Below are 17,014 nucleotides of genomic sequence, written 5' to 3' on the forward strand. Positions count from 1 at the left end.
GGCTCGGAGGCTGCGCCAGCGGATGGCCATTCGAACACCTCCATTATTCCAGGGTGATGCCGCCCCAGTAGGCGAACTCCATGTTCCAGCCGTTGACGTGGGCTTCGAGGCGGACGGTGATTTCCTGGCCGGTGAATTTGGAGAGGTCGAGGTCGATGGTTTTCCAGCGGGGCTTTTCGTGATCCACAGTCAGCTCCTTGACGACTTTGCTATTGATCACGGCCTTGGCGGTCCAGTCGCCGCGATCATCGGCGGCGACGGTGGCGGTGAGCTTGGTTTTGCCGGGTTCGACTTTGAAGGTGCGCTCAAAGCTGGCGGGCGTTTTCTTGTCGGGGAAGGGGTGGATGAGGAGGACATTTTTGCGACCGTAGTACTCGCCGAGCTTCATGGGGGTGCGCTCGAAGTCGGGGGCGCTGACGGTCCATGCGGGGTTCCAGAGGCTGACGCTTTCCCAGTCGATGGCACGGGTGCCGCTGCCTTTGGGTTTGGAGGGGACGGTGTCTTCGACGCCTTTGATCAGGAGGTCTTTTTTCTCCTTGGTGAGGGGGCCTTCTTCGGGTGGGGCGAGGATGTACCAGATGAGGTCGCGGAAGGCGGTGTCGGGGAGATTGCCGAAGCCCATGGGCATGAGGCTTTGTTTTGTATTCGTGAGGGTGGCGACTTGATCGCGAGGGACGATCTGGGCGGCTCCGCCTGCGCCGAGGAGTTTGACATGGCTGGGGGTGTCCTCCACCACGCGTCCGGCGAGAGTCCGGCCGTCCTTGGTGCTGAGAGTGAAGTTTTCGTAGCCGTTGCCGATGATCTGATTGGGATCGATGACGTTGGCGAGGATGGCGTCGAGGTTGCTGCGCCCGCTGCCGATGAGGTCGGGGCCGACTTTCTGGCCGCCGCCGTGGAACTCGTGGCAGACCATGCAGGTGGCGGTGAAGAGGAGTTTGCCATTGGCGAGATCGGGCTCGCCGGTGAGGCAGGCTTGTTTCTTTTTCGCGATCAGGACTTTGACGTCGTCTGAGGAGTCCTGCCAGGCGCCGAGGACTTTGGAGGCGTGATTGCGGGTGGCGGTATCCTGGCTGGTAGCGAGGGCGCGGCGCACGGGTGCGGGGAAACCGGTGGCGCTGACTTTGCCTTCGCCGATGGCATCGAGCAGGGCATGCATCCATGGGGTGCGGCTGCAGAGGGCCTCAACGGCGGCGTTGTAGAGGAGGCCGCGGGCCTGGGGATCGGAGTGTGAGGTGGAGGCTTGCGCGACGGTCAGAAGCGGGGCGATGAAGTCATCGGTGCCGAAGTCTGCGGCGGCGCGGATGGCGGCGACGGAGAGAGCGGGGGAGGTGCTATCGGTGAGGAGGAGAAGCAGCGCCTTTTTGACGGTGTCCGACTTCACCTTGGCTATGGACTGGAGCAGGGCGACGCGGTCTTTTTCGGGCTTGGTGGTGTCGCGCAGGGCGGTGATGGTTTCCTGAAGCGCGGCTTCATCGCCCCAGAGGACGGCGAGGGTCTGGGCGTGATTGCGAACATCGTCGTTGGAGTGCGCGCGCCATTTGGCGAGGCTGGCTGAGATGTCCTTGGTGGGCTTGATGACGCCGCTTTCCTGGCCTTTGACGAGGCCGCTGAGAGCGTGGGCGAGGAGGATGTCGTGAGCGGCGATCTTGTCGCAAAAGTCGATGGCGAGGTCGAGGTTCTCGGCCTTGCGGGTGTCACAGAGGCGACGCATGGCTTTGTGAGAGAGGATGTGGGAGAGGGGCTGACACTCGGCAGCGACGCACAACTGCCCACCTGCGATTGTCTCCTCAGGATCATAATCGAGACCGCGTTCGAGGCACATCCAGATCTCAAACTGCAAGAGAGGGTCGAAGTCTTTGGCGCTGGACTTCATGAGATCGTTCATCATGTAAAAGGTGCGGACGAGAGGGCGGAAGAATTTGCCTTCGTGCGACAGAGGGCGGTTTGCCGTGAGTGCCTTGGACGAAGCCATGCGCATGCCGATTGCTGTGGCGTGGCGGACAGTGATGTCCTTGTCGGACTCGAGTTTTTCGATGCGCTCCAATTCCGGCCACATGAGGGCGGCGGCTTGTGTCTCGGCTTCGGAGGTCTTGAACATGTCGTCATCGGCCACGTCGGCGAGGTGCTGGCTGGTGACACGGAAGCGTTCGCCACTGAGGCGGGCAGCCCAGGCACGGACGGCTGCGTCGGCGTGGCTTGCGCCTTGATCAAGGAGTTTGCCTTCGAGCAGGTTTGCCTGATGCAGGGTCCAGAGTGAGTCGAGATATTGAGCAGGCGTGGCGGTGGATTGCGTGAGCTTTTCGAGGAGAGGCTGTGCGTTTTTATCTTGGTGTTCTGCCACAATCCTTCTCGCCATGCGGCGCATCCAGTTGTTGGGGTGTTCGAGGGTTTTGACGAGGTCGGGGGTGGAGAGGGTTTTGAGGTTGAGGGCGGTGTGTTCGCGAGTGGTGTTGGATTTTGAATCGGCGGTGACGACGCGCCAGATGCGGCCGCGTTCGCGGTCCACGCCTTCGGGGTTGGCCTTGGCGTTTTGGTAGCAGGGGTATTTGTCGCACCAGTCCATGATCCAGAGGAAGCCGTCGGGGCCGGTCTGGGTGCTGACGGGGCGGAACCAGCCGTTGTTGGCGCGGAGGAAGTCGCGGCGGGGTTCGCATTTGAAAGTGGCACCGAAGGGGGTGAGGACTTCTTCGTGGATGGCGTTGTCGTGGATGTTGCCGATGAAGGCGTGGCCGTGGGTGTCTGCGGGATAGCGGCCGCCCTGGTAGATCTGGATGCCGGCGTAGGCGGCGCGGAAGTGCTTGTGCTTCACGATGCTGGGGAGGAGCTCGTAGGCGTAGGGGTTCTCGGGGGCGCCGCCCTGGCGAGTGTAGATGCCGCCGGGGGCCATGTGGAAGAAGTGGTCGATGACGCAGGCGCTGACGAAGAAGTTGCCCGCAGCGTCGTAGTCGCAGCCCCAGGGATTGCTGGTGCCGTCGGCGAAGACTTCGAATTCCCAACTCGGGGCGGAGGTGTTTGCGGAGTTGTCTTTGCGGGCAGGAGTGCCCGCGCTACTGGGGCGGGCGCGGCCGATGCCGGCGTCGAATTTGAAGCCTTCGCTTTCGGGCTGGCCGGGGAGGCGGACTTTACTGTTGGTGAAGACGCCGTGGGTCATGTAGAGCCAGCCGTCGGGGCCCCAGGTGAAGCTGTTGACGAGTTCGTGGGTGTCTTCGCGGCCGAAGCCGGTGAGGACGACGCGCCAGGCGTCGGGTTTGTCGTCGTCGTCGTCATCGCGGAAGTGGATGAGGTGGGGCTGCTGGCCGACGTAGATGCCGTTGTCGCCGCAGATGATGGCGCTGGCGAGGTTGAGGCCTTCGACGAAGACGGTGCGCTTGTCGGCGGTGCCGTCGTTGTCGGTGTCTTCGAGGATGATGACGCGGTCGCGGGGGATTTTTTCGCCCAGCTTCGGCATGGGGTGGTATTGGTCGTCCTTGGCCACGCCACCGTAGGGGCGCTGGTCTTCGGGGAGGGGAGTGCCGAGGGGGTATTCGTAGGCTTCGACGATCCAGAGGCGGCCGCGGTGGTCCCAGGTCATGGCGACGGGATTTTGCACCATGGGCTCGTGGGCGAAGCAGCGGACCTCGTAGCCCTCGGGCACGGACATCTTGGCGCGGGCTTCCTCGGGCGTGGGGCAGACGGTGGTGGCGGCGGCGCGTTCGCCTTCGAGCTCTTTGCCGGCGGCGAGGAGGTGCGGAGCGACTAGAAGCAGCGGAAGGAAAAGGAGCGGGCGCATGGCTGGGGTTGGTTGTAACAGATGCTACGGAGAAAGGACAAGGGGGATGTCGGACGCGATTTGGGTGGAATCGGACGGAGGTAGGGGCCTGGGAATGACGAATGAGTAAATCCGAATGACGAAATAATGACGAATGACCAATGAGGAAGAAGGGGAGCAGGTGTTGGTCTTTGTGGTTAGGCGCTGAAAAGTGGAGTGGGCAGAAACGGTAGATTTTTAACCACAGAGCACACTGAATACACGGAAACCAGAGTGAGTGTGGGTGGTGGAAAATGAGGGGGACGATTTGACCGGGGGAAATCCGGCCTGTTAATGGGGGTGAATCTTGTTAATGCTTTTCCAATGGCCTCTGAAAACACCCCCACCCGCAAAACTCCTGAACAACTCCGATCCTGGCGCTGGTATGGCCGTGATGAACTCAGATCCTTTGGACATCGCTCACGTGCCAAGCAGGCGGGGTGGGGGAGTGAGGATATTGTGGGGAAGCCGGTGATCGGGATTTTGAACACGTGGAGTGATCTGAACTCCTGCCACATGCATTTGCGCCTGACGGCGGATGCGGTGAAGCGCGGGGTTTTGCAGGCGGGGGGGCATCCGATGGAGATCCCGATCATGTCCGCCGGGGAGATGCTGACGAAGCCGACGGCGATGTTTCATCGCAACTTTCTGGCGATGGAGACGGAGGAGATGCTGAGGGCGAATCCGATCGACGGGGCCGTTTTGCTGGGTGGCTGCGACAAGTCCACGCCGGGGCTGCTGATGGGTGCTTTCAGCATGGACATTCCTGTGATCTACATGCCCTGCGGGCCGATGATCAAGGGCAACTGGCGCGGCGACACGCTGGGCAGCGGCAGCGACGTGTGGAAATACTGGGACGAAAAGCGTGCGGGCAATCTGAGCTGGGAGCAGTGGTGCGAGATTGAGGACGGGATCGCCCGCAGCCCGGGGCATTGCATGACGATGGGGACGGCAAGCACCCTGACGGCGCTGGCTGAGACGCTGGGGCTTTGCATTCCGGGAGCTTCGTCCATTCCTGCGGTGGACAGTGCGCATACGCGTATCGCGGCGGCGGCTGGAAGGCAGATCGTGGAGAACGTGTGGCTGGACCGCAAGCCGTCGGGCATCGTGAGCGAGCGCTCGTTTGAAAATGCGATTGCGGTGGACATGGCGCTGGGTGGCAGCACGAATGCGATCGTGCATCTGGTGGCGATGGCTGGGCGTCTCGGCATCAAGCTGCCGCTGGAGAAGTTTGACGAGATCAGCCGGAAGATTCCGCTGCTGGCGAACATGCGGCCTGCGGGCAAGTATTTGATGGAGGAGTTCTTCCTGGCGGGCGGGCTGCGGGCGCTCTTGAATGGCATGCGCGAGCTGCTGCACACGGATGTGCCGACGATCACGGGCAAGACGCTGGGCGAGGACATCGAGGATGCGATCATCCATAATGAGGATGTGATCCGCACGCCTGCCAACGCATTGCAGCCAGACGGCGGCACGGCGATCCTGCGTGGCAATTTGTGCCCGGATGGGGCGGTGATCAAACATGCGGCGGCGACCAAGGAGCTGTGCACGCACACGGGGCCGGCGCTGGTGTATGACAGCTATGCGGAGATGAAAAAGCACATCGACGACATGGATCTGGATGTGACGAAAGACACGGTGCTCATTTTGCGCAATGCGGGGCCTGTGGGCGCGCCGGGGATGCCGGAGTGGGGACAACTCCCCATTCCAAAGAAGCTGATCATGCAGGGCATCCGCGACATGGTGCGACTGAGCGACTGCCGCATGAGCGGCACGAGCTACGGGGCGTGTGTGCTGCACATCGCGCCTGAGAGCGCGGTGGGCGGGCCGCTGGCGTTGGTGAAGACTGGCGACCTGATCGAGCTGGATGTGCCGAACCGTAAGCTGCACCTGCACGTGAGCGACGAGGAACTGGAAAAGCGCCGTGCCGACTGGAAGCCTGCGCCAGTGCGGTATCACCGTGGCTACGCGAAGCTGTATGTGGAGCATGTCACGCAGGCGGACCAGGGAGCGGACTTTGACTTCCTGCAACATGGGCCTGCAGTGCCGGAGCCGGACATTTTTTGAAGGCTGGCTTGAGGAACGATTTTGCGGAAGGGATTTGGGTGGCGGGCTGAGGACAGCCCGCCCTGCCGATGCCGGGCGGCTGAGAAACATGGGAGCTGCCATGCGCTGATGGACGGGCGGGATGTTGCCTCACCTGTCCTACGACAAGCATAAAAAAACCTCCCGGCTTGCGCCGGGAGGTTTGAAAACCTTGGAAGGTTGAAGTCGCTCAGGAGAGAGCGGCCTGAATTAGAAGCGGACGCTGAGGGTCACGCCGTAGTAGCACACGCTGTGGAAAGCGGTGGCTGGGCCTCCGGGAACGCCAGGGAAGGGAGCATAGCTGTTCGTAGCGGAACGGGCCATGTTCTTCATCGGTCCCATTGGCACGTTGAATGCCACGTAGGGGGTAAGGGTCGCACGGCTGTTGAGCTTGATTGGGAAATCAATGCCAACGTTAAGTGCGGTCCAGCCGCTGATGCCGCCCTGAGCAGCGCTCTGGCCGAAGATGCCGCCGCCACCGTAGAGGTTGCGGGAAGCCTGGGTCCAGCCAGCGTTGTAGTTCAGGCCATAGCCCAGACCAGCGTGAGGGACGATGCTGATGGCATCGGTCACGGTGATGGTGGACTTGGCGGTCAGGTCGAAGTACCAGCCACCGTTGAACAGGTCATAGTTCGCGCTGGAAGCCAGGTTGATGGGGCCCAGGTTGGTGTTGACGCCCAGAGTGAGCTGCTGGATGTCGTTCATGCCATAGCCGCCACCAGGACCGAAGGGGAGCTGGTTGAGGCCGCTGCCGTTGGCAAGGGAGCCCATGTTGTGGATGAAACTGTAGCCGAAGCTCACGCTGGCAGGACCGAAGTCATGCGAGATGGCTGCACCCAGCTGAAGGCGCTGGAAGGAGGAGGTGTTCTTGATGCCGACGGTCTGGAGGCCGTTGGGGGAGAAGTGGTCCTGGTCACCTGCGAGGGAGCCGTAGTTCACGTCCCAGAGAAGGGAGGTGCTGCCAGCGCCGTCTTCAGCTGCACCACCCACGAGGAGGAGAGCACCGTTGACGCCTGCACGGACCCAATGCTGACCGTAGTTGATGCCACGCCACACGTAGTTGGAGTCGTAGCCGATGGAGGCGGTGATGCCCAGATCATCGTCCACAGGAGCGGGCGCGATGGGATTTTTCGGGGCGGGAGCGGATGGTCCGGCCACGACGGGAGTGGCGGCCAGTGCCAAGAACCCCAGCGTTTTCAGCAATGCGTTCAATTTCATAGTCTGATTAGTTTGGTATTAGGTTGGTTGGTTTGAGGTCGGACACTCGCATGAATTGCCACAACACGGGTGTATTGAAGCAAAGTACGTGAGCCGTTCAGCCCGTATGATAGCGCGGCTGCCGTGGCTGCAAAGCCTTTTTGTATCATCTTGCTTTAGGCTGTCCGCCTGCCCGGCGACTGCAAATTCAAATTAAAGCCACTCAAAAATGCGAGCTGGCGCATGTGTGAGTGCAGGGGGCATCTTACAGCTTGCGTCGTGTGCTGGTGAGGCTACAAATCTGTTCCCGCCCATTGAATGGCAGCAATGCCTGCAGTGGGGCCGCAAGAGTCAGCAATGGCAAAGGCGGGCTGTGGCTCAGCCTGGTAGAGCGCTTCGTTCGGGACGAAGAGGTCGTGGGTTCGAATCCCGCCAGCCCGACCATTGTTACTGTGCATACGAAGTGATACCGAGGCAAGACATGGCGTCCCCAACACCACCCAAAAAAATCCTGCTCGCGGAAGATGTGCGCGCGCTTTCCATGCGGCTCTCGCATGCGCTCGAAACGCACGGGTATGCCGTCAGGGTGGCGGAGGATGGCGAAGAGTGCCTTGAGCTGATGGAGGAATTCAATCCCGACCTCCTGGTGCTGGACCTGATCATGCCGAAGATGAACGGGCTGGAGGTGCTGAGACATCTGCGGGCGCAGCAGTCAACGCAGCACCTGCCGGTGATCGTGTGCACGGCGAAGGATTACTCGACCGAACTGAAGCACATCCAGCAAACCGGGCCGGTGGATGTACTGATCAAGCCCTTTGATCCCGAACTGCTGCTGGAGAAGCTGAGGCAGTATTTTCATGACGCTGCAACGACGAAGGGGGTCACGCACCGTGAGCACCTGCAAGTGTCTGCGGAGCAGTATGCGCCAGTGCTGGACACCAAGCGTCCGCATGTGAAGCTGTGGGGTACGCGGGGGTCCATCCCTGTGTGCGGTGCACGCTATGCGCAGCATGGGGGCAACACGACCTGCTTTGAGTACAACACCGGGAAGGAGCGCATCATGTTTGACGCGGGTTCCGGCCTGAGGGAGGCGGGGCAGTCGTTTCTGGCCGGGGGCCCCTGCCACATCCACCTTTTCATCACGCACACGCACTGGGACCACATCCAGGGCTTTCCATTTTTCACGCCCATCTATGTGCCGGGCTTTGAAATCACGGTTTATGGCGAGCGCGGTTTTGGCAAGAACATCGAGTCGCTGCTCTGCGGGCAGATGGACCGCGATTATTTCCCGATCCAGCGGGAGGACCTGAGGGCCAAGATCAACTTTGTGTTTCTCGACGACACGCCGGTGAAGATCGGAGATGTGACGGTGACACGTGAGTTTACGCAGCACCCCGGGGCAACGGTGGGCTTTAAAGTGACGCATGATGGCTGGAGCGTGGCCTTTGTGCCGGACAATGAATTTCTCCAGGGCTACACGGGCTCTCCGGTCAAGCTGACACGTGATTCAGACCTCGTGGTGCCGTATGAGCCGATGCTGGCCTTTCTTGAAGGGGTGGATCTGCTGGTGCACGAGGCGCAGTACCTGCCTGCAGACTATCCCAAGCGCATCGGCTGGGGACACTCCAACCTGGCGACGGCCTGTGCGCTGACCAAGCTGGTGGGGGCGAAAAAATGGATCGTGGTGCATCACGATCCGGACCACGATGATGCGGCGCTGCATGCCAAGCTGAACCTCACGCGTCAGATCATGCGGGAGGTCGGGCATCCGATCCAGCTGGTGCACGGCTATGATGGGATGACGGAGTACCGTTGATCTCAGATGCCGGGCTCAAAGGCGCCGACGAGGGCTGCGCCAAGCAGGGCGCATTCACTTTTCAGCTGATCCAGCATGAGGTGGGCGCCCTTCAAGTCTCCGGCATGTGCGTACTCGCAGAGCTCGGAGGCGAGTTTCAAGGCCTTGCCTGCGGCATAGACGCCGAGCATGCCCTTGAGGGAATGAGCCGCCTCGTAGAGGGGCCTGGCTTTGCCTGCGGCGAGGGACTTCTCGGCCTTGCGGAGATACTTTTGCGCATCTTCGGAGAAGATGGCCACGAGCTTGCGCGTGAGCTTTTCGTCGCCGGTGGATTCACGGAACTCCTCCAGGTCGAAGGGGGGAGGCTCGGTGGGGGGGCGTGGAGGCTGGGGGGCGGTGGGTGGCTGCGCCGGCGCGGGGTGACTGGAACGCTGCGCGAACTGCTCCACGACCTGGAAGAGCTCGGCTGAGCGCAGGGGCTTGGCGATGTAGTCATCCATGCCTGCGGCGAGGCATTTTTCGCGGTCGCCTTTCATGGCGTTGGCGGTCATGGCGATGATGGGGACATGCCTGCCGGAAGCCTGCTCTGCCTGGCGGATCCTGGCGGTGGCTTCGTAGCCGGTGATGCCGGGCATGTGAACGTCCATCAAGACGGCGTCGAAGGTCTCCCGGGCGCAAAGGTCGATGGCCTCCCTGCCGTTGGAGGCCAGGGTGACGGTGTGGCCGCGCTTTTCCAGCATGCGCGCACCGACAAGCTGGCTGACGTGGCCGTCTTCGACAATGAGCACCTTCATCGTGGACTGCGCCGCGAGGACGGGTCTGATGCGTGGAGACCGGGGCCTGATGGAAATGCCGCTGGTGCGGCCAAAGGCGGCGGTGAAATGGAAAGTGCTGCCGGCACCGGGCTGGCTCTCGACCCAGATGCGGCCATGCATGAGGGCGACCAGATCATGGCATATGGCGAGGCCAAGGCCCGTGCCTCCATAGCGGCGGGAGGTGGAGGTCTCCGCCTGGGTGAAGGCCTCAAAGATGCTTTCGCGCATTTCGGGGGCGATGCCGATGCCGGTGTCGCTGATTTTGAAATGCAGCGTGACCATGTCCGCCGTTTCGGACTCCATGCTGACGTCGATGGTGACGCCGCCTTTGTGGGTGAATTTGATGGCGTTGCCGATGAGGTTGACCAGGATCTGCCGCAGCCTGCCGTCATCTCCGATCAGGCGCGTGGGGACCTCCGGGCTGATGTGATGAAGGAACACCAGCCGCTTTTGAAACGCGCGGATGCCCATGGCCTGGGTGATCTCGGTGACGACCTCGCCGAGGTCAAACTCGTGGGCGTCGAGCTCCATCTTGCCGGCTTCGATTTTGGAGAAGTCGAGGATGTCGTTGAGGAGCTCCAGCAGCGAGTCGGCGGAAAGCTTGAGCATTTCCAGGTATTCGCGCTGGGTTTCATTGAGCTCTGTGCCCAGGAGCAGCTCGCTCATGCCAATGACGCCGTTCATGGGCGTGCGGATCTCATGGCTCATGTTGGCGAGGAAGGCGCTCTTGGCGCTGTTGGCGGACTCGGCGTCACGCCGTGCCTTGCGCAGCTCCTCCTCGTCGTGCTTGCGTTCGGTCACGTCCGTGTGGGAGCCGGCCATGCGGTAGGGGGTGCCCTGTTCATCTCGCAGGGCGCGGCCGCGGGCGAGAATCCAGCGCCAGGAACCGTCTTTGTGGCGGAAGCGAAACTCGACAGCGTAGCGCGGAATGCGGCCGGCGAGGTAATCGTTCAGGGTGGCCATCACGCGGTCGTGATCATCCGGGTGAAGATGGCTCTCAAAAGTGGCGAAGACGTTTTCGAGCTCGTCGTCCTCGTAGCCGATCATGCTCTTCCAAGGCGGGGAAAAGAAGACTTTGCCGGTGCGAATGTCCCAGTCCCAGATGCCGTCATTGGTGCCGCGCACCGCCAGGGCAAAGCGCTCCTCGCTTTCCGCCAGCTCGCGAACAGCCTCCGCAGGCGCATTGGGCAGGCGCAGGCGGCAGGCATGGAGCATGCCTGCCAGTTCCCGAATACGCTGCTTCAACTCCGGCACGGAGTTGCCAGCGGCATGCTCATGAGTGTCTGACATGGGGGTTGTTGGCATCCTCAGGACAGTTGGAGGACGGATGCGTGGGGATGAATAGACATAAATTGGCACAAACAAACTCAAAAAGGTGTGTGTGGAATGGCAAAGTGTGGTGCGCCAACGGCTGCGGAATGCCGCAAAGCAGATGTAGTTGCGTGTTTGGGCCTGCTGCTGACGTTCATGATCCCGCATGAACCGCCGCCGACTTCTCGCCTCCCTGCCTGCCGTTTTCGTCACTTCCGGCCTGACCGCCGCCGAAGCCAAGCTCCGTGTGGGCGTCATCGGGCACACGGGGCGTGGCAGCTATGGGCACGGTCTTGACACCCTGTGGCTGAAGATTCCCAGTGTCGAAATCGCCGCCGTGGCGGATGCGGACGAAAAGGGGCTGAACGCCGAGCTGAAGAAGCTGGGGGTGGGCAAGGGGTATGCGGACTACAAGAAGATGCTTTCGGAGACCCGGCCGGAACTCGTGGCCATCGGGCCGAGGCACATCGACCAGCACCGTGACATGCTGATGGCGGCGATCCAGTCAGGGGCCAAGGGCATCTACATTGAGAAGCCGTTTTGCCGCAGCCTGGAGGAAGCGGACGAGGTGATTGCCGCAGCGGACAAGGCGGGAACGAAGATCGCCATCGCGCACCGCAACCGTTACCATCCGGTGCTGCCTGTGGTGGCAAAGCTGATTCAGGAGGGGGTGATCGGCCGGGTGCTGGAGATGCGCGGGCGGGGCAAGGAGGACACGCGGGGTGGCTCGCTGGATCTCTGGGTGCTGGGCTCGCACATCTTTAATCTGGCCACGTTTTTTGGCGGAGCGCCCCAGGCCTGCAGCGCCACGGTGCTGCAGGGCGGGAAGCCAGTGACCAAGGCGGATGTGAAGGATGGGGACGAAGGCATCGGCGCGCTGGCGGGGAATGAGGTGCATGCGAGGTTTGAGCTGGCGGGCGGCATGCCGCTCTTCTTTGACTCGGTGCAGAGCGCGGGGACGAAGGAGGCGGGATTTGGCCTGCAGATCATCGGCACGAAGGGGATCATTGATTTCCGCATCGACAAAGAGCCTGTGGCGCACCTGTGCGCGGGGAGTCCGTTTGACCCGGCAGCCAAGGAGCCGAGGAAGTGGGTGCCGATCACGACAGGAGGGATGAACCAGCCGGAGCCGATTGCGGATCTGGGGAAAAAGCTCTCCAGCCATGAGGTGGCGGGGCTGGACCTGATAGCGGCGATCCAGGAGAAGCGTGCGCCGCTTTGTGATGCTGCGCAGGGGCGGGAGACGATAGAGATGATCAGCGCCATCTTTGAGTCCCACCGCCTGAACGGGCAGCGGGTGGCCTTTCCGCTGAAGACACGCGTCAATCCGCTCACGCTCCTATGAGAACGCCGCCGGCTCCTGCACTGCTGATCCAAAATGGCACGCTGATCCTGCCTGACAGGCTGGTGGCCAGGGGGGCGGTGCTTTGCGAGGGCGGAAAGCTCAAGGCGGTGGGTGCGCGTGTCGCAGCGCCGAAGAATGCGGTGGTGGTGGATGCGAAGGGCGGATACATCAGCCCGGGGTTCATCGACATCCATGTGCATGGTGGTGCGGGGGCGGATTTCATGGACGGCACGGTGGGGGCGGTGCGTACCGCGCTGAAAGTGCATGCGCGGCATGGGACGACGACAATTTTTCCCACGACGACGACGGGTGCGCCGGTACAGATCATGGCCATGCTGATGGCGTGCCGTGAGGCGCGGCGAAGCTGGGTGCCTGTGCATGGCTCGCGCATCGGCGGGGTGCATCTGTACGGGCCGTATTTTGCGCCGGACAAGGTGGGCTGCCATTCACGTGAGGGGCGGCGGGCACCGGATGCGGAGGAATATGCGCGGTGGTTCAGCGATGATCTGGTGCGGATAGCGACGTGTGCGGCGGAACTGCCCGGGGCGGAGGGCTTTTACCGGATGGCGCGCAAGCAGCGCTGCCTGATCACCTGCGGGCATTCGAATGCGAACTGGGCTGAGATGGAGAGGGCCTTCAAGGCGGGGATGCGGCATGTGGACCACTTTTGGTGTGCGATGAGCTCGGTGGCCTCCCTGCGCACGCGCTTTGGCACGCCGATGCAGGCGAGCATGGAGCAGTATGTGCTGGCGAACGCGGAGATGAGCACGGAGGTGATCGCGGACGGCCTGCACCTGGCACCGGAGCTGCTGGACTTCGCCTTTCGCATGAAGGGCGCGCAGAGGCTGTGCCTGGTGACGGACTGCAACCGCGCGATGGGCATGCCGCCGGGGCGGTACCGATTTGGCCCGGATGATGATGGTGCGTTTTTTGAGAGCGACGGGCGGGTGGGTTTTGTGCCGGGGCAGGGGCTGGCGAGCTCGGTGATGGGGCTGGACCATATGGTGAGGCACATGAAGAAGAGCACCTCTGCCACGCTGCCCGATACGGTGCGGATGGCGAGCCTGACGCCGGCGGAGCGCACGGGGATGGCCAAAAAATGCGGCAGCCTGGAGAAGGGCAAACAGGCGGATGTGCTGGTGCTGAACCGGAGGCTGGAAGTTCAACGAACTTTCATCGCAGGTGTCGAAGTGCCGCATGAGTGACTTGTGCCTGCGTCCGCTGCTGTTTTTTGTGTGGGCAGCCGCCTCAGTGGCGCAGACGGCAGAGACGCCCTTTGCCGAGAGGCTGGTGCAGGCGGCGCTGGAGAGGGTGCGGCATACGGTGCGCTATGATCCCGCCTATGTGGTGCTGGATTATCCGAACGGCGATGTGCCTGCGGACACCGGGGTATGCACGGATGAGGTGATCCGCAGCTACCGGGCGCTGGGGATCGACCTGCAAAAGCTGGTGCACGAGGACATGAAGCGGGGGTTTGCGGCATACCCGAAAATCTGGGGGCTGCGCAGCACGGACAGGAACATCGACCACCGGCGGGTGCCGAATCTGCAGACATTTTTCAAACGGCGTGGGGCGGCGCTGCCGGTGACGCAGCGGGCGGAGGATTATCTGCCCGGAGATCTTATCACCTGCACGGTGCCGCAGAATCTGCCGCACATCGCCATTGTGGTACCTGCGCCGGATGGGAGTGACACGCCGTGGATCGTGCACAACATCGGGCGGGGGCCGAAGCATGAGAACCGGCTGTTTGAGTTTCCGATCACCGGGCACTACCGCTTTCACCCACGCTGAACGGATTCAGCGGTGCGCACGGCTTCAAGGGTGAGCTGCCACTGCTCGGTGCCACGGAACCAGCCACGCTGGATGCGCATGGCGACGTCCCAAGGGGGGGGGGGCAGTCTGCCGATGGGGGCATTGAACCAGCGCGCCTCCATGGAGGCGCCATCCTGGGTGAGGATGATGCGCAGATGCTTTTCCTTCATGGTGCGGCCTGGGAGCTTGGGGCGCACATTGCGGCAGAGAAAGAGAGGCTCGGGGTTTTTCTGGCCAAAGGGCTCGAGTAGCTTGTAGCTGTCAAAAAAGCTGAGCGAGAGATCGCGCAGCTTCACCTCGGCATCGAGCTCCAGCACGGCGGTCATGGCGTCCTTGCTGAGGGCCTCGCGTGCCGCCTCCTGAAAGGCGGAGCGGAAGGAGTCGATCTTTTCCTCATGGACGGAAATGCCTGCGGCCATGGCGTGGCCGCCGCCGCCGAGGAGGTGGTCGCGGCAGATGTCGATGGCCTCGACGAGGGAGAAGCCGGGGATGCTGCGGCCGCTGCCTTTGCCGATGCCGTTTTCGTCGATGGACACCAGGATGGTGGGACGATGGCAGAGGCGTGAGATGCGGGAGGCGACGATGCCGATGACACCGGGGTGCCATTTGCGCGAGGCCAGCACGATGGCGGAAACTTTGTCGATCTCGCCGATGTCTGCGAGCATGGCCTCGGCCTCGAGATGAACCTGCTGCTCGACGTTTTGACGGTCTTTGTTGTGGGCTTCGAGAAGCTCGGCGAGCGCGGAGCCTTCGTCTGAGTCGGTGGCAAGCAGGAGCTGAAGGGCCGTGGCGGCGGTGTCGAGGCGGCCTGCGGCATTGAGGCGGGGGCCGAGGCGGAAGCCGACGTGATGCGTCTGCACCAGGCCGTCCACGCCAGCGATCTGCTTGAGGGCCCTCAAGCCATGGCGTGGGGTCTGTGCCAGGGCCTCCAGGCCGCGGCGCACAAGCAGGCGGTTTTCATCGATGAGCGGCACGAGATCCGCCACGGTGCCGAGGGCGACGAGATCGAGCGTCTCCTTGAGGTCGTAGTTGGGGAGCATGCGCGCCTTGAGGAGGGCGTGGGAGACTTTGAAGACCAGCCCGGCGGTGCAGAAGTAGTGGTAGTCTTTGCCGAGCTTGGGATTGACCAGCGCGAGGCAGTCGGGGCGGCCCTTGGGCGAGAGTTCGTGGTGGTCGATGATGACGCAGTCCACGCCGTCGGCGCGTAGTTTGGCCACCTCATTGAGCGAGGTGGTGCCGCAGTCGAGTGCAATGAACAGGGCGGGCTTGCCAAACTGCTCGTAACATTTGGCGATGCCATCGAGGCTGAGGCCGTAGCCTTCCTCCATGCGGGTGGGCAGAAAAAGGTGTGTGTCGAGCCCGTAGGCTTTCAGGATCAGGTGCATCAGCGCCATCGAAGTGACGCCATCCACGTCGTAGTCGCCGTAGAGGACGACGCTTTGCCGCTCATCGACGGCACGCAGGATGCGCTCCACAGCCATTTTCATTTCCGGGAGCACGGTGGGATCTCCGAGGGAGGCGAGTTTTGGCACGAGGAAATCGCGCGCGAGCTCCACGCTGGTGAGCCCGCGCTGCACGAGAAGCTGCGCCATGAGCGGAGACAGGCCCATGTCTGCCGCCAGCTCTGCAGCGCCATCCACGGCGGGCTTCAGCAGCCAGCGTGGGGGACGTATCGAGATGGGTGAAGGTTCAGACATGAGGAAATTTGCGAGATGGATACATCTCTGTATGGAACATGCGTGAAGCGTAGTCAAAGCCTGCTTCCCCTAAGCCATGTCGCAGAATCAATTTGCATCTCACTCAGGCCGCCTGTGGCTGTGCATGATGGGCCTGTTCCTCATCGTGGCAGGATCGTTCTTTGCGTGGAGGATGTGGCTGTCGTATGAGAAGGCGCAGATCACGCGGCAGTGGTCGCAGGTTTCATGCCGCATTCTGTCATCGCGGGTGGTGAGCGAGCGGCCGACACCGCATTCCGACCCGGCGCACCGGGTGGAGGTGCGGTATGAGTACGAGGTGGGCGGGGTCAAACATCACAGCACCCGCATCCGCCAGGTGGAGGCGGCGCCGACGCTGCATTTTGATGACGCGGTGCAGAAGCAGCAGATGTACCCGGCGGGGTCGGCACAGACGTGCTGGGTGAATCCTGCCAAGCCGGACGAGGCGGTGCTGCAGCATGGGTCGCGTGCGGCGCTGTATTCCATCTGGTTTCCGCTGCTGTTTGTGGCGGGAGGATTTGGGATGGTGGGCGGGGCACTGCGGCAGCGGGCGGGGAAACAAATGTCTTGTGAATGAGGGCGGGGCTGGTTTCAATCTGCCTCACCATGAAAACCTCATTGCTCGTGCTGCTGATCGTCACGTTGTCATTCAACGCCATCTCCACCGGCCTGGCCGCGCCCCAGGAGGCCGCTGCAAAGCCCTCGATCTTCAAGGACATGCTCAAGGGCAAGCTCGTGGCACTCACCGGCAAGCGAGTGGGACGTTACGAAATGGCCGAGGAGCCGAAGTATTACGCCTTCTATTTTTCTGCACACTGGTGCCCGCCCTGCCGGGCTTTCACGCCGAAACTCGTCGAGTTTTACAATGCTCAGGAGACCAGGAAGAAGAATTTTGAAATCATCTTTGTCTCTGCCGACCACGATGAGCAGTCCATGGTGGAGTACATCAAGGGCGATGCCATGCCCTGGCCTGCCATTGCCTTCCGCAGTCTTGACCGCATCAAGGAGATCAAAAAATACTCCACTCAGGGCATCCCTCGGCTCGTCCTGACCGATCGCGAAGGAAAGGTGATTTCAGACAGCTACGAAGGGAGCACCTATGTGGGACCTGAAAAAGTCATGAACGAGATCCCTGGAAAAACGGCCCAGTGA

Annotated in this window: 11 protein-coding genes and 1 tRNA gene; 8 read left to right on the plus strand and 4 right to left on the minus strand. The window is 62.1% G+C overall.

Annotated elements, in window-relative coordinates:
- Positions 1-43: 43 nt before the first annotated feature.
- Positions 44-3,769, minus strand: a complete 3,726-nt coding sequence (locus ACFQDI_RS06220) for a PVC-type heme-binding CxxCH protein (protein ID WP_377164540.1) — start codon at positions 3,767-3,769, stop codon at positions 44-46.
- 342 nt (positions 3,770-4,111) lie between these two features.
- Between ACFQDI_RS06220 and araD the strand changes: the two genes are divergently transcribed.
- Positions 4,112-5,854, plus strand: a complete 1,743-nt coding sequence (gene araD / locus ACFQDI_RS06225; RefSeq protein ID WP_377164542.1) for an L-arabinonate dehydratase — start codon at positions 4,112-4,114, stop codon at positions 5,852-5,854.
- 228 nt (positions 5,855-6,082) lie between these two features.
- Here araD and ACFQDI_RS06230 read toward each other — a convergent pair whose 3' ends face one another.
- Complete coding sequence (locus tag ACFQDI_RS06230) at positions 6,083-7,090, minus strand: hypothetical protein (protein ID WP_377164544.1); 1,008 nt, start codon at positions 7,088-7,090, stop codon at positions 6,083-6,085.
- Positions 7,091-7,436: 346 nt separating this feature from the next.
- On the opposite strand from ACFQDI_RS06230, the gene ACFQDI_RS06235 reads away from it, so the two are divergent.
- Both ACFQDI_RS06235 and ACFQDI_RS06240 read left to right on the plus strand, forming a co-directional pair.
- Positions 7,437-7,513, plus strand: a tRNA-Pro gene (locus tag ACFQDI_RS06235).
- A 37-nt stretch (positions 7,514-7,550) separates the two neighbouring features.
- Positions 7,551-8,885, plus strand: coding sequence for a response regulator (locus tag ACFQDI_RS06240; protein WP_377164546.1), 1,335 nt, complete (start codon positions 7,551-7,553; stop codon positions 8,883-8,885).
- Positions 8,886-8,887: 2 nt separating this feature from the next.
- On the opposite strand, the gene ACFQDI_RS06245 is transcribed toward ACFQDI_RS06240, so the two are convergent.
- Positions 8,888-10,969, minus strand: a complete 2,082-nt coding sequence (locus ACFQDI_RS06245; RefSeq protein ID WP_377164548.1) for a PAS domain-containing hybrid sensor histidine kinase/response regulator — start codon at positions 10,967-10,969, stop codon at positions 8,888-8,890.
- 187 nt (positions 10,970-11,156) lie between these two features.
- Between ACFQDI_RS06245 and ACFQDI_RS06250 the strand changes: the two genes are divergently transcribed.
- From ACFQDI_RS06250 to ACFQDI_RS06260, 3 genes are read left to right on the plus strand one after another with little or no spacing between them, the layout of a single operon-like run.
- The gene (locus tag ACFQDI_RS06250) at positions 11,157-12,335 is read left to right on the plus strand and encodes a Gfo/Idh/MocA family protein (RefSeq protein ID WP_377164550.1); all 1,179 of its coding nucleotides are present in this window, start codon (positions 11,157-11,159) and stop codon (positions 12,333-12,335) included.
- Positions 12,332-13,540 carry an N-acetylglucosamine-6-phosphate deacetylase gene (locus tag ACFQDI_RS06255; protein WP_377164552.1) on the plus strand — a complete coding sequence of 403 codons (1,209 nt, stop codon included), beginning with the start codon at positions 12,332-12,334 and terminating at the stop codon, positions 13,538-13,540. Before ACFQDI_RS06250 ends, ACFQDI_RS06255 begins: the two co-directional genes overlap by 4 nt.
- The gene (locus ACFQDI_RS06260) at positions 13,533-14,126 is read left to right on the plus strand and encodes a DUF1287 domain-containing protein (protein WP_377164554.1); all 594 of its coding nucleotides are present in this window, start codon (positions 13,533-13,535) and stop codon (positions 14,124-14,126) included. Before ACFQDI_RS06255 ends, ACFQDI_RS06260 begins: the two co-directional genes overlap by 8 nt.
- Here the strand turns inward: ACFQDI_RS06260 and recJ are convergent.
- Positions 14,114-15,844 carry a single-stranded-DNA-specific exonuclease RecJ gene (gene recJ / locus ACFQDI_RS06265; RefSeq protein ID WP_377164556.1) on the minus strand — a complete coding sequence of 577 codons (1,731 nt, stop codon included), beginning with the start codon at positions 15,842-15,844 and terminating at the stop codon, positions 14,114-14,116. The two genes, ACFQDI_RS06260 and recJ, sit on opposite strands and share 13 nt — an antisense overlap.
- 76 nt (positions 15,845-15,920) lie before the next feature.
- On the opposite strand from recJ, the gene ACFQDI_RS06270 reads away from it, so the two are divergent.
- A complete protein-coding gene (locus ACFQDI_RS06270) occupies positions 15,921-16,439 on the plus strand; it encodes a DUF3592 domain-containing protein (protein WP_377164558.1) in 519 nt (172 codons plus the stop codon).
- 29 nt (positions 16,440-16,468) lie between these two features.
- Positions 16,469-17,014: a thioredoxin-like domain-containing protein gene (locus ACFQDI_RS06275; protein ID WP_377164560.1), complete on the plus strand. Its 546-nt coding sequence runs from the start codon at positions 16,469-16,471 to the stop codon at positions 17,012-17,014.

It is taken from the genome of Prosthecobacter fluviatilis (assembly GCF_042655725.1).
Lineage (GTDB): Bacteria > Verrucomicrobiota > Verrucomicrobiia > Verrucomicrobiales > Verrucomicrobiaceae > Prosthecobacter > Prosthecobacter fluviatilis.